12 protein-coding genes, 1 pseudogene and 1 riboswitch are annotated in these 14670 nt (G+C 32.3%); of the genes and pseudogenes, 5 read left to right on the top strand and 8 right to left on the bottom strand.

Features of this window, described 5'->3' with window-relative positions:
- Positions 1-3 precede the first annotated feature (3 nt).
- The 3 genes from DVK85_RS10070 to DVK85_RS10080 form a co-directional block, all read right to left on the bottom strand.
- Positions 4-2031 (bottom strand): M56 family metallopeptidase, encoded by a 2028-nt coding sequence (locus tag DVK85_RS10070; RefSeq protein WP_114678318.1) that lies wholly within the window; start codon positions 2029-2031, stop codon positions 4-6.
- A gap of 1 nt (position 2032) precedes the next feature.
- Positions 2033-2392, bottom strand: coding sequence for a BlaI/MecI/CopY family transcriptional regulator (locus tag DVK85_RS10075; RefSeq protein WP_114678319.1), 360 nt, complete (start codon positions 2390-2392; stop codon positions 2033-2035).
- Between the two features lie 112 nt (positions 2393-2504).
- Positions 2505-3728: an MDR family MFS transporter gene (locus tag DVK85_RS10080; RefSeq protein WP_114678320.1), complete on the bottom strand. Its 1224-nt coding sequence runs from the start codon at positions 3726-3728 to the stop codon at positions 2505-2507.
- Between the two features lie 437 nt (positions 3729-4165).
- Between DVK85_RS10080 and DVK85_RS10085 the strand changes: the two genes are divergently transcribed.
- The 3 genes and pseudogenes from DVK85_RS10085 to DVK85_RS10095 all read left to right on the top strand — a co-directional run.
- Entirely contained in the window at positions 4166-5236 is a 1071-nt protein-coding gene (locus tag DVK85_RS10085; protein WP_164834091.1) for a helix-turn-helix domain-containing protein, read from the top strand.
- 276 nt (positions 5237-5512) lie between these two features.
- Positions 5513-5677 carry a hypothetical protein gene (locus DVK85_RS13575; RefSeq protein WP_162845290.1) on the top strand — a complete coding sequence of 55 codons (165 nt, stop codon included), beginning with the start codon at positions 5513-5515 and terminating at the stop codon, positions 5675-5677.
- A 189-nt stretch (positions 5678-5866) separates the two neighbouring features.
- Positions 5867-5968, top strand: a pseudogene (locus DVK85_RS10095) (DUF1684 domain-containing protein); the annotation flags it as partial.
- A gap of 69 nt (positions 5969-6037) precedes the next feature.
- On the opposite strand, the gene DVK85_RS10100 reads toward DVK85_RS10095, so the two are convergent.
- The 3 genes from DVK85_RS10100 to DVK85_RS10110 all read right to left on the bottom strand — a co-directional run bounded on the left by DVK85_RS10100 (position 6038) and on the right by DVK85_RS10110 (position 9671).
- The gene (locus DVK85_RS10100; protein WP_114678323.1) at positions 6038-7273 is read right to left on the bottom strand and encodes a homoserine dehydrogenase; all 1236 of its coding nucleotides are present in this window, start codon (positions 7271-7273) and stop codon (positions 6038-6040) included.
- A gap of 6 nt (positions 7274-7279) precedes the next feature.
- Positions 7280-8452, bottom strand: coding sequence for a trans-sulfuration enzyme family protein (locus DVK85_RS10105; RefSeq protein WP_114678324.1), 1173 nt, complete (start codon positions 8450-8452; stop codon positions 7280-7282).
- Positions 8453-8604: 152 nt separating this feature from the next.
- Positions 8605-8712: riboswitch (SAM riboswitch) on the bottom strand.
- 104 nt (positions 8713-8816) lie between these two features.
- A complete protein-coding gene (locus DVK85_RS10110; RefSeq protein WP_114678325.1) occupies positions 8817-9671 on the bottom strand; it encodes a DMT family transporter in 855 nt (284 codons plus the stop codon).
- Positions 9672-9930: 259 nt separating this feature from the next.
- Between DVK85_RS10110 and DVK85_RS10115 the strand changes: the two genes are divergently transcribed.
- Complete coding sequence (locus tag DVK85_RS10115) at positions 9931-11544, top strand: S8 family serine peptidase (protein ID WP_114678326.1); 1614 nt, start codon at positions 9931-9933, stop codon at positions 11542-11544.
- A 22-nt stretch (positions 11545-11566) separates the two neighbouring features.
- On the top strand, positions 11567-12505 hold the full coding sequence (locus tag DVK85_RS10120; RefSeq protein ID WP_114678327.1) for an NAD(P)H-dependent flavin oxidoreductase: 939 nt from the start codon (positions 11567-11569) through the stop codon (positions 12503-12505).
- 17 nt (positions 12506-12522) lie between these two features.
- Here DVK85_RS10120 and DVK85_RS10125 read toward each other — a convergent pair whose 3' ends face one another.
- Positions 12523-13152 (bottom strand): YiiX family permuted papain-like enzyme, encoded by a 630-nt coding sequence (locus DVK85_RS10125; RefSeq protein ID WP_114678328.1) that lies wholly within the window; start codon positions 13150-13152, stop codon positions 12523-12525.
- A 73-nt stretch (positions 13153-13225) separates the two neighbouring features.
- Positions 13226-14644: an alkaline phosphatase gene (locus tag DVK85_RS10130; protein WP_114678329.1), complete on the bottom strand. Its 1419-nt coding sequence runs from the start codon at positions 14642-14644 to the stop codon at positions 13226-13228.
- Positions 14645-14670: the final 26 nt, after the last annotated feature.

Raw genomic sequence — 14670 nt, forward strand, 5'->3', positions numbered from 1 at the left:
ACCTTATTCTTCTTTTATTTTATTAAACTCTTGTATTTCGAGTTCTCTCACCTCTCTTGCTTTAGCTCTTTCTTTGCTCATTTGTTTTCTTTTGGCTTTTAGTTCTTCTCTTGTAGAAGCTAATTGCTGTCTTACTTCTTCTATGTAGCGTTTTGATTCAGCATATTGTTCTTCGTTAAATCTAAACGCATCTGAATCATCATCTATGTTTCTTATTTTTTGAATTTCAATTTGAGCATCGCCTAATCTCTCTTTTAATGCTGCTAAATCTTCGACAGATGTACCGCGTAACATAGGGAATTGACTTATATTATCTGATGTAATATTTTCAAAATCAATATTGGTAAATCTCCTCATAGCAGTTATATCTTTTTGCATATCATCATAATAATCAATATTACTTTCTCCTATTGATGTTCTCCATGCCCCGTTACTCTCAATTGTATGCACAGAGTAGCGAGAAACAACTTTTTTAGTTGTTATTTCTATAGCGCCTTTTTTGCCATCTTTACCATATTTATTCTTGGCCTCCTTTTTTTCAAGAACGTTCATTTTATCTATTTTGGTGTCTAATGGTAATTTTATAGTTTCTCCTTTTTCTTGCTTTATACCGTTAATAACAATCAGCATATCTTTATTATTAATGGTAATATTATTTACTGACCAACCGCCTTCTTGTGATGGTATTGGAGGAGAGGTTACTTTATGTTTTTTTATTACATCTTCTCGGTTATAAAACAAAGTATCAGAGACTCTTATTTTGCCATTACTTTTGTAGCTAACATTATTATTACTTCGATGAAGATTTACATCTCCTGTAGCTCTAATAGTAGGAGCTATACCGAATGATATTTCTTTATTACCATTATTATCTTTTTCGATTTCTATAGTAAACGGTTTAATAGGTGCTTTTCCAGAAGATTTATATACTCTACTTTGAGTAGCATCTTTTACAACTATTTTAATACCTGTTATTTTGCCTTTTTCATTTCGAGTAATATCTGAGAAAGTAATATCAGTATCAAATTCTTGCTTGAAAAAGTCTTTTTCTGCTTCCAGTTCTTCATCTTTAGAGTATTCAGTTATTTCTAATGCTACTTTTATAGAGGTATGCTCTACTGTTTCCGTTTTAAGAGCTTTTTCCTGTGCTTTTACTTCAAGTTGAAAACATAACATAAAAGCAACCAGCGCGGGTACTACCACAATATACTTCCAAGAATTTCTGGTTTTAGATTGTTTTTTGTTTAACATAACGATTCGTTTTTTGATTAATGATTGATAAAAGTGATTGATGATTGCAGTACACTCGGGCTGTACTGTTATTTTTAATAATGTTTTTTGATAGGCTTTAATATCTTGTATTTCTTTCGTTGCTTCTGCATCGGCTATAAATTCAAGGTTTTGCGATATAGCCTTTCTATAAGCCCATACAAAAGGATTGAACCAAAAGACAATACAAAACAACTGACTGATAATCATATCGAAAGAGTGTTTTTGTGCACTGTGTACTTTTTCATGACTTAATATGTTTTGTAGTTCTTGCGGACTTAATACTTTAGAGTTATAAACGATATAATTAAAGAAAGAGAAAGGCGATTTTACTGCCTCTGAATCGATATATTTAAAGCCATTTTTATAGCCAATTGCTTTTCCACGAAGCATTTTCACTATGGCTTTAATATCTATACAAAATCGAATCAGAAAAAAAAGTACTCCAGCAATATAAATACCTCCAGCAATGCTGTACCAGTCTATACTTTTAGCAACATTGGCATTGACTTCCATTTGTTCTTGGATTGCCATTAGTTGTGTTATACTCATCTCTTGTATTGCTGCTTGTGGAGCAGCTTCTACCCATACAGTACGGGTAAGCACTAGTAGCGGAAAGATAACCGAGGTAATTAGCCCAGCAATTAAAAATTTACGGTTAGAGTAAAAGAATGTTTCTTTCCTTAGTAAAGTATAGTAGGTAATATAAAATACAGCCAATAATCCCGATGCTTTAATAAGATAGATGATAAAGCTTTCCATATTATTTATTTTTTTCGATCATATCTAAAATTTCACGAAGCTCCTCGGCACTTATTTTTTCTTCTTTAGCAAAAAAAGAAATCATACCCTTATAAGAGTTATTAAAATAATTTTCAATAGCATTATTCATAAACCCTTTTCGGTATTCTTCTTTCTCGACAATAGGGTAGTATTGATGGGTGTTACCATATGCAGTATGCCCCACATAGCCTTTCTCTTCAAGATTACGAATAATTGTAGATAGGGTGTTATAATGCGGTTTATCTTCTGTTATTTCGGTAAGTACATCTTTTACAAAAGCTTTTTCTAGCTTCCATAATATGTGCATTATTTCTTCTTCCTTGTTGGTTAATTTTTGCATAGCTTCTTAAATTATAGATACAAACATATAACTATTTTTTTAGTTACAAAACTAATTTTATAGTTTAATAACTAAAATAGCAGTTTAATTATTGTGAGAAGCAACAAAAATTTTATGTATTTTCTTTATGTAACAGTCGTTGTAATAATAATAAACAGCCTACGGCTAGCATTCCGGCAGTACCCATTATTATCCAGTTAGTAGTATAACCCCAACGCGAAATAATTTCCATACCACTTTTTGCACTCACTATATGTGCTGCACTAAACGACATAGTGTAGAATGCCATATAACGTCCTTCGTGTCCTTTTGGGGCACGTCCCATAGCAAAAGAGTTAGAAAAAGGAAAGCAAAACATTTCACCAAAAGTTAAAAACACCAAACTAATTAAGAGTATACCAAGCCATATATGAATAATTAATATATAAAAACTAATAGCCATAAGTAACGCCCCCCAAATAATAATTTTTATTTTAGGGACGCCTTTTCGTTCAAAATAGCCCACAAACGGCATCTCCATAAAAAATATCATTAAACCGTTAAAAGACATGAGTAAACCTGTATGAAACTCAGTAAGATTATATGCTTCCTTATGGTAGAGTGGTAGAGTAGTAAATAATTGAAAAAAAAGAACAGCGGTAATAAAGCTACTGAAAAGGAAAAGCCAGAAACTACCATCGTAAAAAACAGAATGTTTTTTTACATTACTCTGGGTATTTTCATTATGCTCTTCTATAGGTTCTTTTTTCTTTTCTTTTATTAAAGCCCAAAATATCAAGATAGATACAATACAGGTTATGGCATCTGCCCAAAAAAGTCCCTTGTAACCAATGCCTACTATAATAAGCCCTCCCAATGCAGGACCAGCGGCAAAGCCTAAGTTTACTGCAATTCGTACTAATGTAAGCGCTCTTGTCCTGTTTTCGGGTTTTGCATATGCACCAAGTGAAACAAACATAGCAGGTCGAAACATATCGGCAATGACCATAATACCAAACATTGCAGCACACATACCCATAAAGGTAGTTACATATTGTATTACAAAAAATAATATTCCAGTTGTAAAAAGGCTGAAAACCATTATTTTATAAAATCCTATTTTATCAGATAATTTCCCGCCAAGCCATGATCCTAATAAAGAACCAAAGCCAAAGCACATCATTACCGTACCTACCTGATTATATGAAAAACCTAAATCTTCTTTAAGGTATTTAGAGAGGAATGGCAGTACCATAGTGCCTGCACGATTAATAAAAGTAATAATGGTAAGTATCCAAATTTCTCGGCTAAAGCCTCTAAAATTGTCAATATATCGTGTAAAAACAGCTTTGAGCATTGGTTAGAAATTTTAACCGCAAAGATAAGAATTTAGTAAGGCTAACTTTCTACTTATACTAAGCATTATTACTCTTTTTCTTTTAAAAAATAAAGCACTAAAAATAGTTAAACCATTATTTACTTCTTGAGGTTATCTTGATTTTTAAAAAAGTATAAAAATAAAAAAGGTTGTCGATATTTGTTTTGCGAACCCTATCAAATACAACCGCTCTTAAGAAATTTAAAAAGTCAAGTTGACTTCATTGATATAGTGTTGTTGTGCTTCAGTTATTGCTAATTTAGACTGTAAAAATCAGAAATTTCTGATTTGCCTTAACCTCAATAAATGAATTAGGTCTAAGAATTATTTTGTTACTTTGATTTTTTGAAATAACCAACCATATGTTTTTTATTATTGGAATTTTTATAGCTATTTTCCTTTCACTTCTTTTATTAATGAAAGCTAAAAAATCACGTGCAGATAAAATTCTTTTTGTCTGGCTCATTTTAATTTCTTTACTTCAAACATTTCGATATTTTTTAGAGTCTGGCTATTTTTTTAAACACCCGAATTGGCTTGGAGTTGAGCTAGTATTACCAGTTTTACATAGTGTTTTGTTATATATGTATGTTATTGAAATTACTGGAAATACCATTAGAAAAAAAAGTACTGTATTTCTGCATTTTATTCCTTCTATCATTTTAGTTGCATTAATAACCCCTTTTTTTCAATTAACGACTGAACAGAAAATACTTGTTTATCAAAATAATGGAGAAGGTTTTGAATGGTTTGTATTAATAGAAGGATTAATAGTTGTTATATCTGGTTTGACTTATTCTATTTGGTCTTTAATAATTATAAATAGACATCAAAAAAACACAGAAAATATATTTTCGAATACAGAAAAAAAGAAATTACAGTGGTTAAAAATCTTATCCATAGGTAATGGTATTATATTCATATTAGCTCTTTTTTTTGAAACAAATGTCACTTATACAGCAATAGCGTTCTTAGTTCTGTTTATCGGTTTTTTTGGAATTAATCAATTAAATATTTTTTATTCTAATACCAGTGTGGTTGAAACATTAGATAAAGAACCACTTATAGAAGATAAAAAAGTAAAAAAGAAAGAAGTTTTTAGAAAAAGTATTTCAAAAAAAAAGTATGCTAAGTCTGGTTTAACTAAAAATAATGTTTTAGAGATTTATACTGCGCTCAAAGAGTTGATGGATAACAAGTCATATTATAAAAATTCAGAACTCACTTTAGTAGAATTAGCCAAAATTTTAAATGTACACCCTAATTATTTATCGCAAGTCATTAACGAGGTTGAAGGAAAAAATTTTCACAACTACATTAACGGTCTTCGAATAAAAGAGTTTATTAGGTTGGCATCTATAAAAGATAATAAAAAATACACAGTAATTTCTCTAGCTTATGATTGTGGTTTTAATACAAAATCTACATTTAATAAGAATTTTAAACTGCAAACAGGAAAAACACCAACAGAATTTTTCAATTCTTAACTTGTTTTTTTATAAATAGTTTGTTCCCCTTGTAAAAGCATACTACTTATAGTATAAGTGCAACTCTCTATAAAACAGAGGAAAACCAATGGTCCTTTAGTAAGAACATGTAAGCACGTACTTTTTATTTTTTTACTTAAATACTAAGCCTTTTGATATTAAAAACCAGTGCATCTTTGTGATAAAATTATGCGTAATGAAATAATTCATTCGCTAACAAATAAAAATATAAAAATGAAAACAAAGAAATTTTATTTATTTATTACGGTTTTTACTATGCTTTTAGCATTGAGTTCATGTAGTCTTGGTGACGACGATAATAATATTGTTGAAAGAAATGATGATGATGGAGACGGTGTTATAAATGTTATTGATGAATGTGCGCATACACCGGAAGGAGTGGAGGTTGATGCTGTTGGGTGTCCTGTTGAAGAGGATTAATACTTTATAGAGGTTTTTATTATAAATAGAACTATTGTGACCCGTTGTACATTATGATTTTAGACCAATTGAGTTATACATTTAAACATCATGATTTTATCTTTGTTTTAATTGGTCTAAAATAAAAATATTATATTGCTGATAGTCAGAGGTGTAGTAGTTTTTTAAAAATAATAATGCACAACGGGTTATTGTGCTTATAATCATGATTATTCTTGTCCAATACCGCCATTGCAAAATGATTTACTAGTTGCCATAAAAGCAGGGGTAAAAGAGTTTGCAAAACATTAAAAAAAGCCTGTTTAGTTATTAAAACTAAACAGGCTTTCACACAAACAAAAACAGGTAATTATTAAACTTTTATGCTGTTTCTAAATCGTATAATACAGCTTTTTCTTTATTAAATAACACTTCAAGTAATACAAAAGATAATCTACTGTTATAATCTATATATAAATCTTTTATATTTTTTAAAAATATATTTCCTGTTATATACCCTGAGTCGTTATTAGTGTAAGCTTCTTCTATAGAAACAAATTGCTCTTTCAATAACAGAGTATCTTCTTTTTGATGACGCACCAATACTTTTAGTAATACATCATCTAATAAAACAAGATTCTCTTTTTGGTATATTTTTTTGTACTCATATTTATAATCATACCCCAAAGCCGAAATATCTGAAAGTACTGCCGACGCTGTAGGATAAGCTCCCGCACCACGCCCCACAAAGAAATGTGTATCAGCAAAACTAGTTTTGGTAATAATACCATTAAATACATCATCTACATGATACAAGCGGTCTTCGGTACTTACAAACTTTGGTATTACAAAAGCCGATAAGCTTCCGTCTTCTTCCTTAAAAGCGTGTGCAACCAACTTTATTTTCAGTCCTTTTTCTTTGGCATATCTAAGTTCTAGTTCTCCAATATTGTCAATACCTATGTTAAAAATATCATCTGGTTGTGCTATATAACCAAAGGAATGAGCCAATAAAATGAGTAGCTTGTATTTGGCATCAAATCCGCCTACATCAAGCAACGGATTACTTTCTGCAAAGCCTTTTTCTTGAGCCTGTTTCAAAGCTTCTTCATAAGATAAGTTTTCTTCCAGCGTTTTGGTAAGAATATAATTGGTAGAGCCGTTTACAATACCTTCTATCGACTCCAAAAGGTCGTTATCATAATACTCTTCCAAATTACGTATAATGGGCATACTGGCACAGGCTGCTGCCTCATACAGTAACGGAGCACCGTATTCTTTTTGTAGTTCGAGTAACTCTGTAAAGTGTTCGGCTATCATTTTTTTATTTGCCGATACTACTGCTTTACCTTTTTTTAATGCAGCCGATACAATTTCGAATGCCGCATCAGCATCGTCAATCAATTCAACTACTACATTTATTTCGTCATCATTTAAAATGTCGTTTTTATCATATGTAAAGTGTTGTGCTTCTATTTCTCTTTTCTTGTCTTTATTTTTTATACAAATCTTCTTAATATTAGCTTTTAAACCTGCTGTTTTATGTAATACTTCATATAAACCAAACCCTACGCATCCGAAACCGAATAATCCTATTGTTAATTTCTTTTCTGACATTTCTTTTTATTTAGCAATTATTTCGGCGGTTTGTTTTACGGCTATTTCAATAGCCTGTTTGATATCAGCAATCAAATCATCAGCATCCTCAAGCCCTACGGATAATCGGATAAGACTATCGGTAACTCCTGATCTGTATCTTTTTTCAGCAGGGATAGATTTATGTGTCATTTCGCAAGGTAAGCAACACAAGCTTTTTACACCGCCTAAACTCTCAGCTAGTTTAAATAACTTTGTATTGGTAACTATTGCCGTAGCCAATTCTTTATCGTCTATAACAAGATCGAACGTTACAATACCCCCAAAATATTTTTGTTGTTTTTTAGCGATATCGTGGTTGTGGTGAGAGGGTAATCCTGGGTAGTAAACATTCTTAATTAATTTTTCTTGTATTAAAAATTCAGCGATTTTTTGAGCATTTTCAGCGTGTTGTCTAATACGTAGTGAAAGTGTTTCTATACCTCGCAAGGCAAGCCAACTATCAAAAGGACCGAGTATAGCACCAGATGCATTTTGAATAAATTTTATTTTATCGCCTAGCTCTTGAGTAGCAGTAATTACAAGCCCCGCTATAAGGTCGCTATGCCCTGAAATATATTTTGTAGCACTATGTATTACAATATCAGCACCTAGGTCAATAGGTTTTTGAGATACAGGTGATGCAAATGTGTTATCTACACACAGCAGGATATCATTCTTTTTGGCAATAGCTGCAATGGCAATAATATCAGATATTTTAAGGGTAGGGTTAGTGGGAGATTCTATCCATATCAATTTTGTTTTTGATGTAACCACCTTGGCAATATTATCAGAGTTAGTAGAATCGACATAGTTAATACTGATACCAAATTTTTCATACACATGGGTAAATAGCCTGAATGCTCCACCATAAATATCATCTACTGCAATAATTTCGTCACCTGTTTTTAGTAGTTTAACTACAGCATCAATAGCTGCAAGACCACTAGCAAAAGCATAACCGCTAGTACCGTTTTCAAGTTTTGCTATAGTGTCTTCAAGAGCTTTACGAGTTGGGTTGTTACTGCGTGAATAATCGTAGCCTTTATTCACTCCTGGTGCTTCTTGCACAAATGTTGATGTTTGATAAATGGGCACTGAGATACTTCCGGTTAATTCATCTACGGGAATGCTGTGCAAAATTTGAGTTTGTTCTTTCATTTTGTTTTGATTTAGAAAATTTAATTAAACATTGTTTAGTTTTATAAAAAACTATCCAAATCCATTATCGGAAAGTACATATAATAAAAAATGCCTTCCCGATAAGTCAGAAAGGCATATAATATTTTTGAAGTATTATGTACTAATTTCTAAACTTATCTTTCCCAAATATACTTGGGTTGAATGTGGCACCTTATTCATTTCTGAACAGGTTGCCAAGACTTCATTGGGTCAATTCCCTCGGTCTTTCTGGATAAGAATAATTTTCTAAAAGAACTTGCAGCAAAGGTAAAGCAGAAACATCTGTAATTCCAAAATTATTTTACATAAAATTACAAAATAATGATTTTCAACACATTAAAATCTAATATACTTGTGATAGCGTGATGAATAGTATAGCTGCAAGAGCTAAAAATATACCTGCATAATTTAAAATAGATATCTTTTCTTTAAAAAGAAATACACCGGCAAAACTGCCTAAAACAATTACCCCAATGTTCATACTAGCAAAAACAGTTGATGGATTTTCAGCAAATACACGATGAGCTTTAAGGTAAAAAAGTATGTTTCCAAAGTTGAATAGCCCTATCAAAGCACCAAATAATATATTTTTAGTCAATACTTTAGTTTTGCATGTCATTACATCATTAATAACCAATAATATAGATATTATAAGTGCTCCGCAAAAAATGATGAATAAAGATGTAGTGTAAGATACTTTTGTATAAAGTGCTATTTGTTTAAATAGTATATCTACTATACCAAAACCAATAAGTACAACGGCAGGAAATATCCACTTTTTATTACCTTGTTTGTCACTTTTATTTAATATTAGCAGAATAGCGGGAAAAGCTATAATGAGTCCTATTATTTTTAAAACATTAAAACCTTCTCTAAATATAAAGTATGCAGCTAATATGGGTATAATGAGCGAAAGTCGCTGAGCAGCATCGGTTTTTACAATGCCCATATGCCTTATAGAGGCTGCCAAAAACAAAAATATAGTAGGTAGTAGTATAGATAAAGTAATATAGATGGTCCAGGGGGCATCATCATCTATAGAAAGAGGTGCAGGGTTAAAAACAAAATAGCAAAGTAATAATGCAAATACATAATTCCACATAACAATCTGCATTACTGATGCAGAGTATCTTCTCACAGTTTTGAAAAGAACTCCTACAGTTACGCTACATATAATGCTTAAAATCAGGTATATCATTTACTTAAATTTATCGCGCAAAAATAATATGTTTTCGCATATACACAAGAATTATAGGGTTGTATCTTTTTTGTATCTTTGAAAACGAAGACAAAAAAGAATAGTATTATTGCTCAAAACACTAGTATTAATTGGGTTTGTCGCAATTTTTATTTAAAATAATAATTTTAATTTATTTTTAATTAAATAATAACTTTTAGTTAATTTTTGAGGTTAAAAAGCTTTTAGATTGCTAAAATCTGTGAAAATTAGATTGATTATGAAAAATATTTTTCTATTCTTAGCTTTTATATCATCAAATATGATATTGGCTCAAGAAGATGCTTGGGTATATTTTACTGATAAACCTGACACGGAATATTATCTTGCCAACCCACTTGAAATGCTTTCGCAAAAAGCACTCGACAGACGTACTAATCAAGGTATAGTTCTCGATGAAATAGACATACCACTTCATCAGCCATATATTACTGCTATAACAGAGGCAGAAGGTATAACTGTAATGGCAAAATCTAAATGGCTGAATGCATTACACATTCGTGGTACTGAAGAGGATATAAATGTACTTATCAATCTTGAATTTGTAGATTATATAGACTTTGCCAATAAATTGCTTAATACATCAGGGAGAATATTACAGCCTACACAAACAAGTACTGTAAATAAAACATTAGAAACTCTAGCAAATTTTGAATATGGGATATCATCTAATCAGATAACAATGCTTAATGGCGACCAACTGCACCAACAAGATTTTACAGGTACAGGTATAACTATAGCTGTACTTGATGCTGGGTTTCCTGGAGTTGATACTGCGCAACCTTTTCAGCGACTTTTTGATAATAATCTTATATTAGGTACTTACGATTTTGTTACCGATTCAGAGAATGTTTATACTGCCAATTCTCATGGTACAATAGTACTTTCGGCTATTGGAGGTTATACCGAAGGTGAACTTGTAGGTACTGCACCCGATGCTTTTTATTATCTTTTTAGAACAGAAGATGCTACTAGCGAAAACCCTGTAGAAGAATCTTATTGGGTAGAAGCCGCCGAAGCCGCCGACAGCCTTGGTGTAGATGTTATAAACACCTCATTAGGTTATTTTTTGTATGATAATCCTAATTACAGTTATACTTATGAAGACATAGATGGACAAACATCCTTTATATCCCGTGGTTCAGATATTGCATTCTCTCGCGGTATGATATGTGTTACTTCTGGAGGAAATTCAGGAAATTCGGCTAACCCAAATATAGGTGTGCCCGCCGATGCTTTTAATGTACTTACTGTAGGTGCTGTTGATGAAAATGAAGAATATGGGAGTTTTAGCTCTATAGGACCAACCTATGATATGCGTGTAAAACCCGATGTTATGGCACGTGGTGTAAACACAATATCATCAGACACTTCAGGAAACATTGTTGGAATATCAGGCACTTCGCTTTCTAGTCCTGTAATGACAGGTATGGTTGCATGTTTATGGCAAGCATTACCCGAAATGACTAATGCGGAAATAGTACAACTTATCAAAGAATCATCTGACCGTTATAACGAACCTAATGTACAGTACGGTTATGGTATACCCGATTTTGCTTTTGCTCTTAGTACTGCTTTATCAGTTAATGATATTGATACAATAAGGTTTACAGTATACCCAAACCCTACAGATAATAATATAAATGTTACCGCTATAGAAGATGGAAGAACAGCTAAATTATCAATATTCAATAATCTTGGGCAATTAGTACTACAGGATAATTTATCTGTAAACAACTCTTCAATCTATTTAGGTAATTTATCTTCTGGGTTATACAGTTATCAAATAAAATCGGGAGATAAAATACAGTCAGGAAAACTTATCAAAAAATAATAAATCCATACTATACAATTAAATGAACAGAATTACACAACTATTTAATATAGAATATCCTATAATACAAGCAGGAATGATATGGGCTAGTGGCTACAAGCTAGCAAGTGCCGTGAGTAATGCAGGAGGACTTGGGCTTATAGGAGCAGGCTCTATGTACCCAGATGTACTTCGCGAACATATACAGAAATGCAAAAAAGCAACTAATAAACCTTTCGGGGTAAATGTACCCATGTTATATCCTAATATTGAAGAAATTATGGATATAATAGTAGAGGAGGGGGTGAAAATTGTATTTACATCGGCAGGTAACCCAAAAACTTGGACACCATTTCTTAAAGAGCATGGCATCACTGTAGTACATGTAGTAAGTAGTGTAAAGTTTGCACTAAAAGCACAAGAGGCAGGTGTAGATGCTGTAGTTGCCGAAGGCTTTGAGGCTGGTGGTCATAACGGTAGGGAAGAGACCACTACTTTTACATTAATACCAATGGTAAAAGAACAGCTACAAATACCACTTATTGCAGCTGGTGGTATTGCTACAGGTCGCGGAATGCTAGCCGCTATGGTATTAGGAGCTGATGGTGTACAAGTAGGAAGCCGCTTTGTAGCTTCGGTTGAATCATCTTCACATGATAATTTCAAAAAAACAGTAATAGAAACTAAAGACGGTGACACACAACTAACACTAAAAGAGCTTGCACCCGTAAGGCTTGTAAAAAACAAGTTTTTTAATGATGTAATGGAGCTTTATAAAGAATCACCAACAATAGAAGATTTAAAAACCTTGTTAGGACGGGCACGTGCTAAAAAAGGAATGTTTGAAGGCGATCTCGAAGAAGGTGAGCTAGAAATAGGGCAAATAGCAGGACTAATACACGATATTAAACCTGCCGCTGAAATAGTAAAAGAAATAATTACTGATTTTGAGGCTGCAAAGCGAGAAGCAGTTAGTTTATAAGTTCAAAAAATAATTACTTATTCTGAAATAACAGTATAGAGTAAATCGCTTTCAAAAATTGCTGCGGGAGATATTACTTTTTCATTTAAAGGTATGTTATTCCCGTAGCGTTCTTTTATTTTTTCTTGCACTGCAGGATGTGAAAGATCAAACTCTTTTAGTTGTTGTGTTTTACCTACTTCTAAACCAGTTCCTTCTTTGTAAATCTTCCAAACGAGTTCAGAACAATATACACGTTCATTACTCCATTCAAAATACAAATCATAATTTTTATTATTAAATGTACTTCCTGCTTTTTTCATTTTTTGGAATGCAGTAGGGGTAAGGGTTGCATTAGCTTCCTTTAACCGTTTTACTACATAATGGTTATTTTCTCCTCTTGATATCCATTTAGATAAAGGTGTTTTTTGTACAGGTTGTATAGCTTCATAAACAAAATAATCATTCCCTTCTTTATAGATGATACCACAATGAGAGTATTTTGATTTTGTTGCTAATTGAATAGCTTTACTTTGTGCTGAGGTAGAAGTTTGAAAAATTATATCACCATTATTTAAAACATCATAATTTATATTACTGTTGTCATTACAGTTTAATAATAATAGTGTAAAAGATATGATTAGAGTTATGAATACTATTTTTTTCATGCTTAAATGTGAATTTTGAAATATAAAAAGATGCCTATTAAGGCATCTTTTTTGTTTAAAATCTCAGTTGTAATTAAAACTTATTTTCTACCTCTGCAGCTTGTAACATAAGGTAGTGCAAGTCGGTATTTTTAACAAATGGTTTTAGTAGTTCACTACCAGGCCCAAACATGGCAAGTTCAACAAAATCTGCTGAGTGTTGCATACTAATCCAGCCTACAGAATTATATTTTTTTTGTATTTGAGCATATGCTTCAAATGGAATATTCTTGTAGTTATATAATCCGTCTTGTTTACCAAAAGTACCTGTATAATAGCCTAATATCGTTTTTGCTTCTTCTTCGGTAATTGTTGTAGCATTACCATACTCTACAATTTCACGAACTTGTGCTATAGATGAAGTAGGTTTAATTTCATTAAGTATCCACTCGTTCGTTTGTGTATAATTTTGCAAACTATCAAAGTTATTGTTAGCTTCTTTTCCGTATATAACACCAGGGTTAGCATTACCATGATCAGTAGTTATAATAACTAATGTTTCACCATCTTTTTCTGCAAAGTCTATGGCAACTTTAATAGCATCATCAAAAGCTACCTGATCGTATAATAATGCTCCAATATCATTAGAATGTGCACCCCAATCTACTTTACCAGCTTCTACCTGTAGTGCAAAACCATTTTTACCATCTTTCATATGGTTGATGGCTTTTTGCGTCATTTCGGCAAGGGTAGGGGTACTATCACTAAGTTCTTTACTACTCTTACGGTCTATACTATAAGGCATTGCATCTTCACTAAAAACACCCAGTACAGGTTTACCTTCGGTAGTTTGTGCCATTTCTTGTGTAGTGCGAGCTATTTGCCATCCTTTAGCTTTATATGCTGCATAAAGATCTTTTTTATCTTTTCTGGTTTCGGCACTAAAGTATTTGTTACCACCACCCATCATAATATCAAAACCTATTCTCAGGTAATCTTCGGCTATTTCAGCCTGTGAGTTACGACTATTACTATTAATACAAAAACCAGCAGGTGTAGCATGGGTAATAGGTACAGTAGTAACACAGCCTACTTTTTTACCTGATTGTTTAAATTTTTGTAGTATTGGCAGGTATTCTTCTCCATTTGCCCCTACATTAAGCGAACCATTGTTTACTCTAAATCCACCTCCCCAAGATGAAGATCCTGCTGCCGAATCAGTTACTATAGAGCTTGCCGAAGCTGTATCCATAAGGGCACGTGATACTCGTTGGTCTTTATAAAGTTGCATCCAGTTAGAGCTTCTCCCCATTTTACGGTTAAGGTATAAGTCAGCCATATTTAATGTTCCTGAACTCATCCCGTCACTAACAAGGAATATAATATTTTTAGCTTTCTTGTTTTTGTTTATAATATCAAAATCAAGTGTACCAGCAGCAGCTTTAAAAGGGTTTAAAACGGCTGTACCTATGGCTGCCATCGAACCATTCCTAAAAAATTTTCTTCTATCCATCAGTATAAATCTAGTTTCTTCAAAAA

The organism is Flavobacterium arcticum, assembly GCF_003344925.1.
GTDB classification, from domain to species: domain Bacteria; phylum Bacteroidota; class Bacteroidia; order Flavobacteriales; family Flavobacteriaceae; genus Flavobacterium; species Flavobacterium arcticum.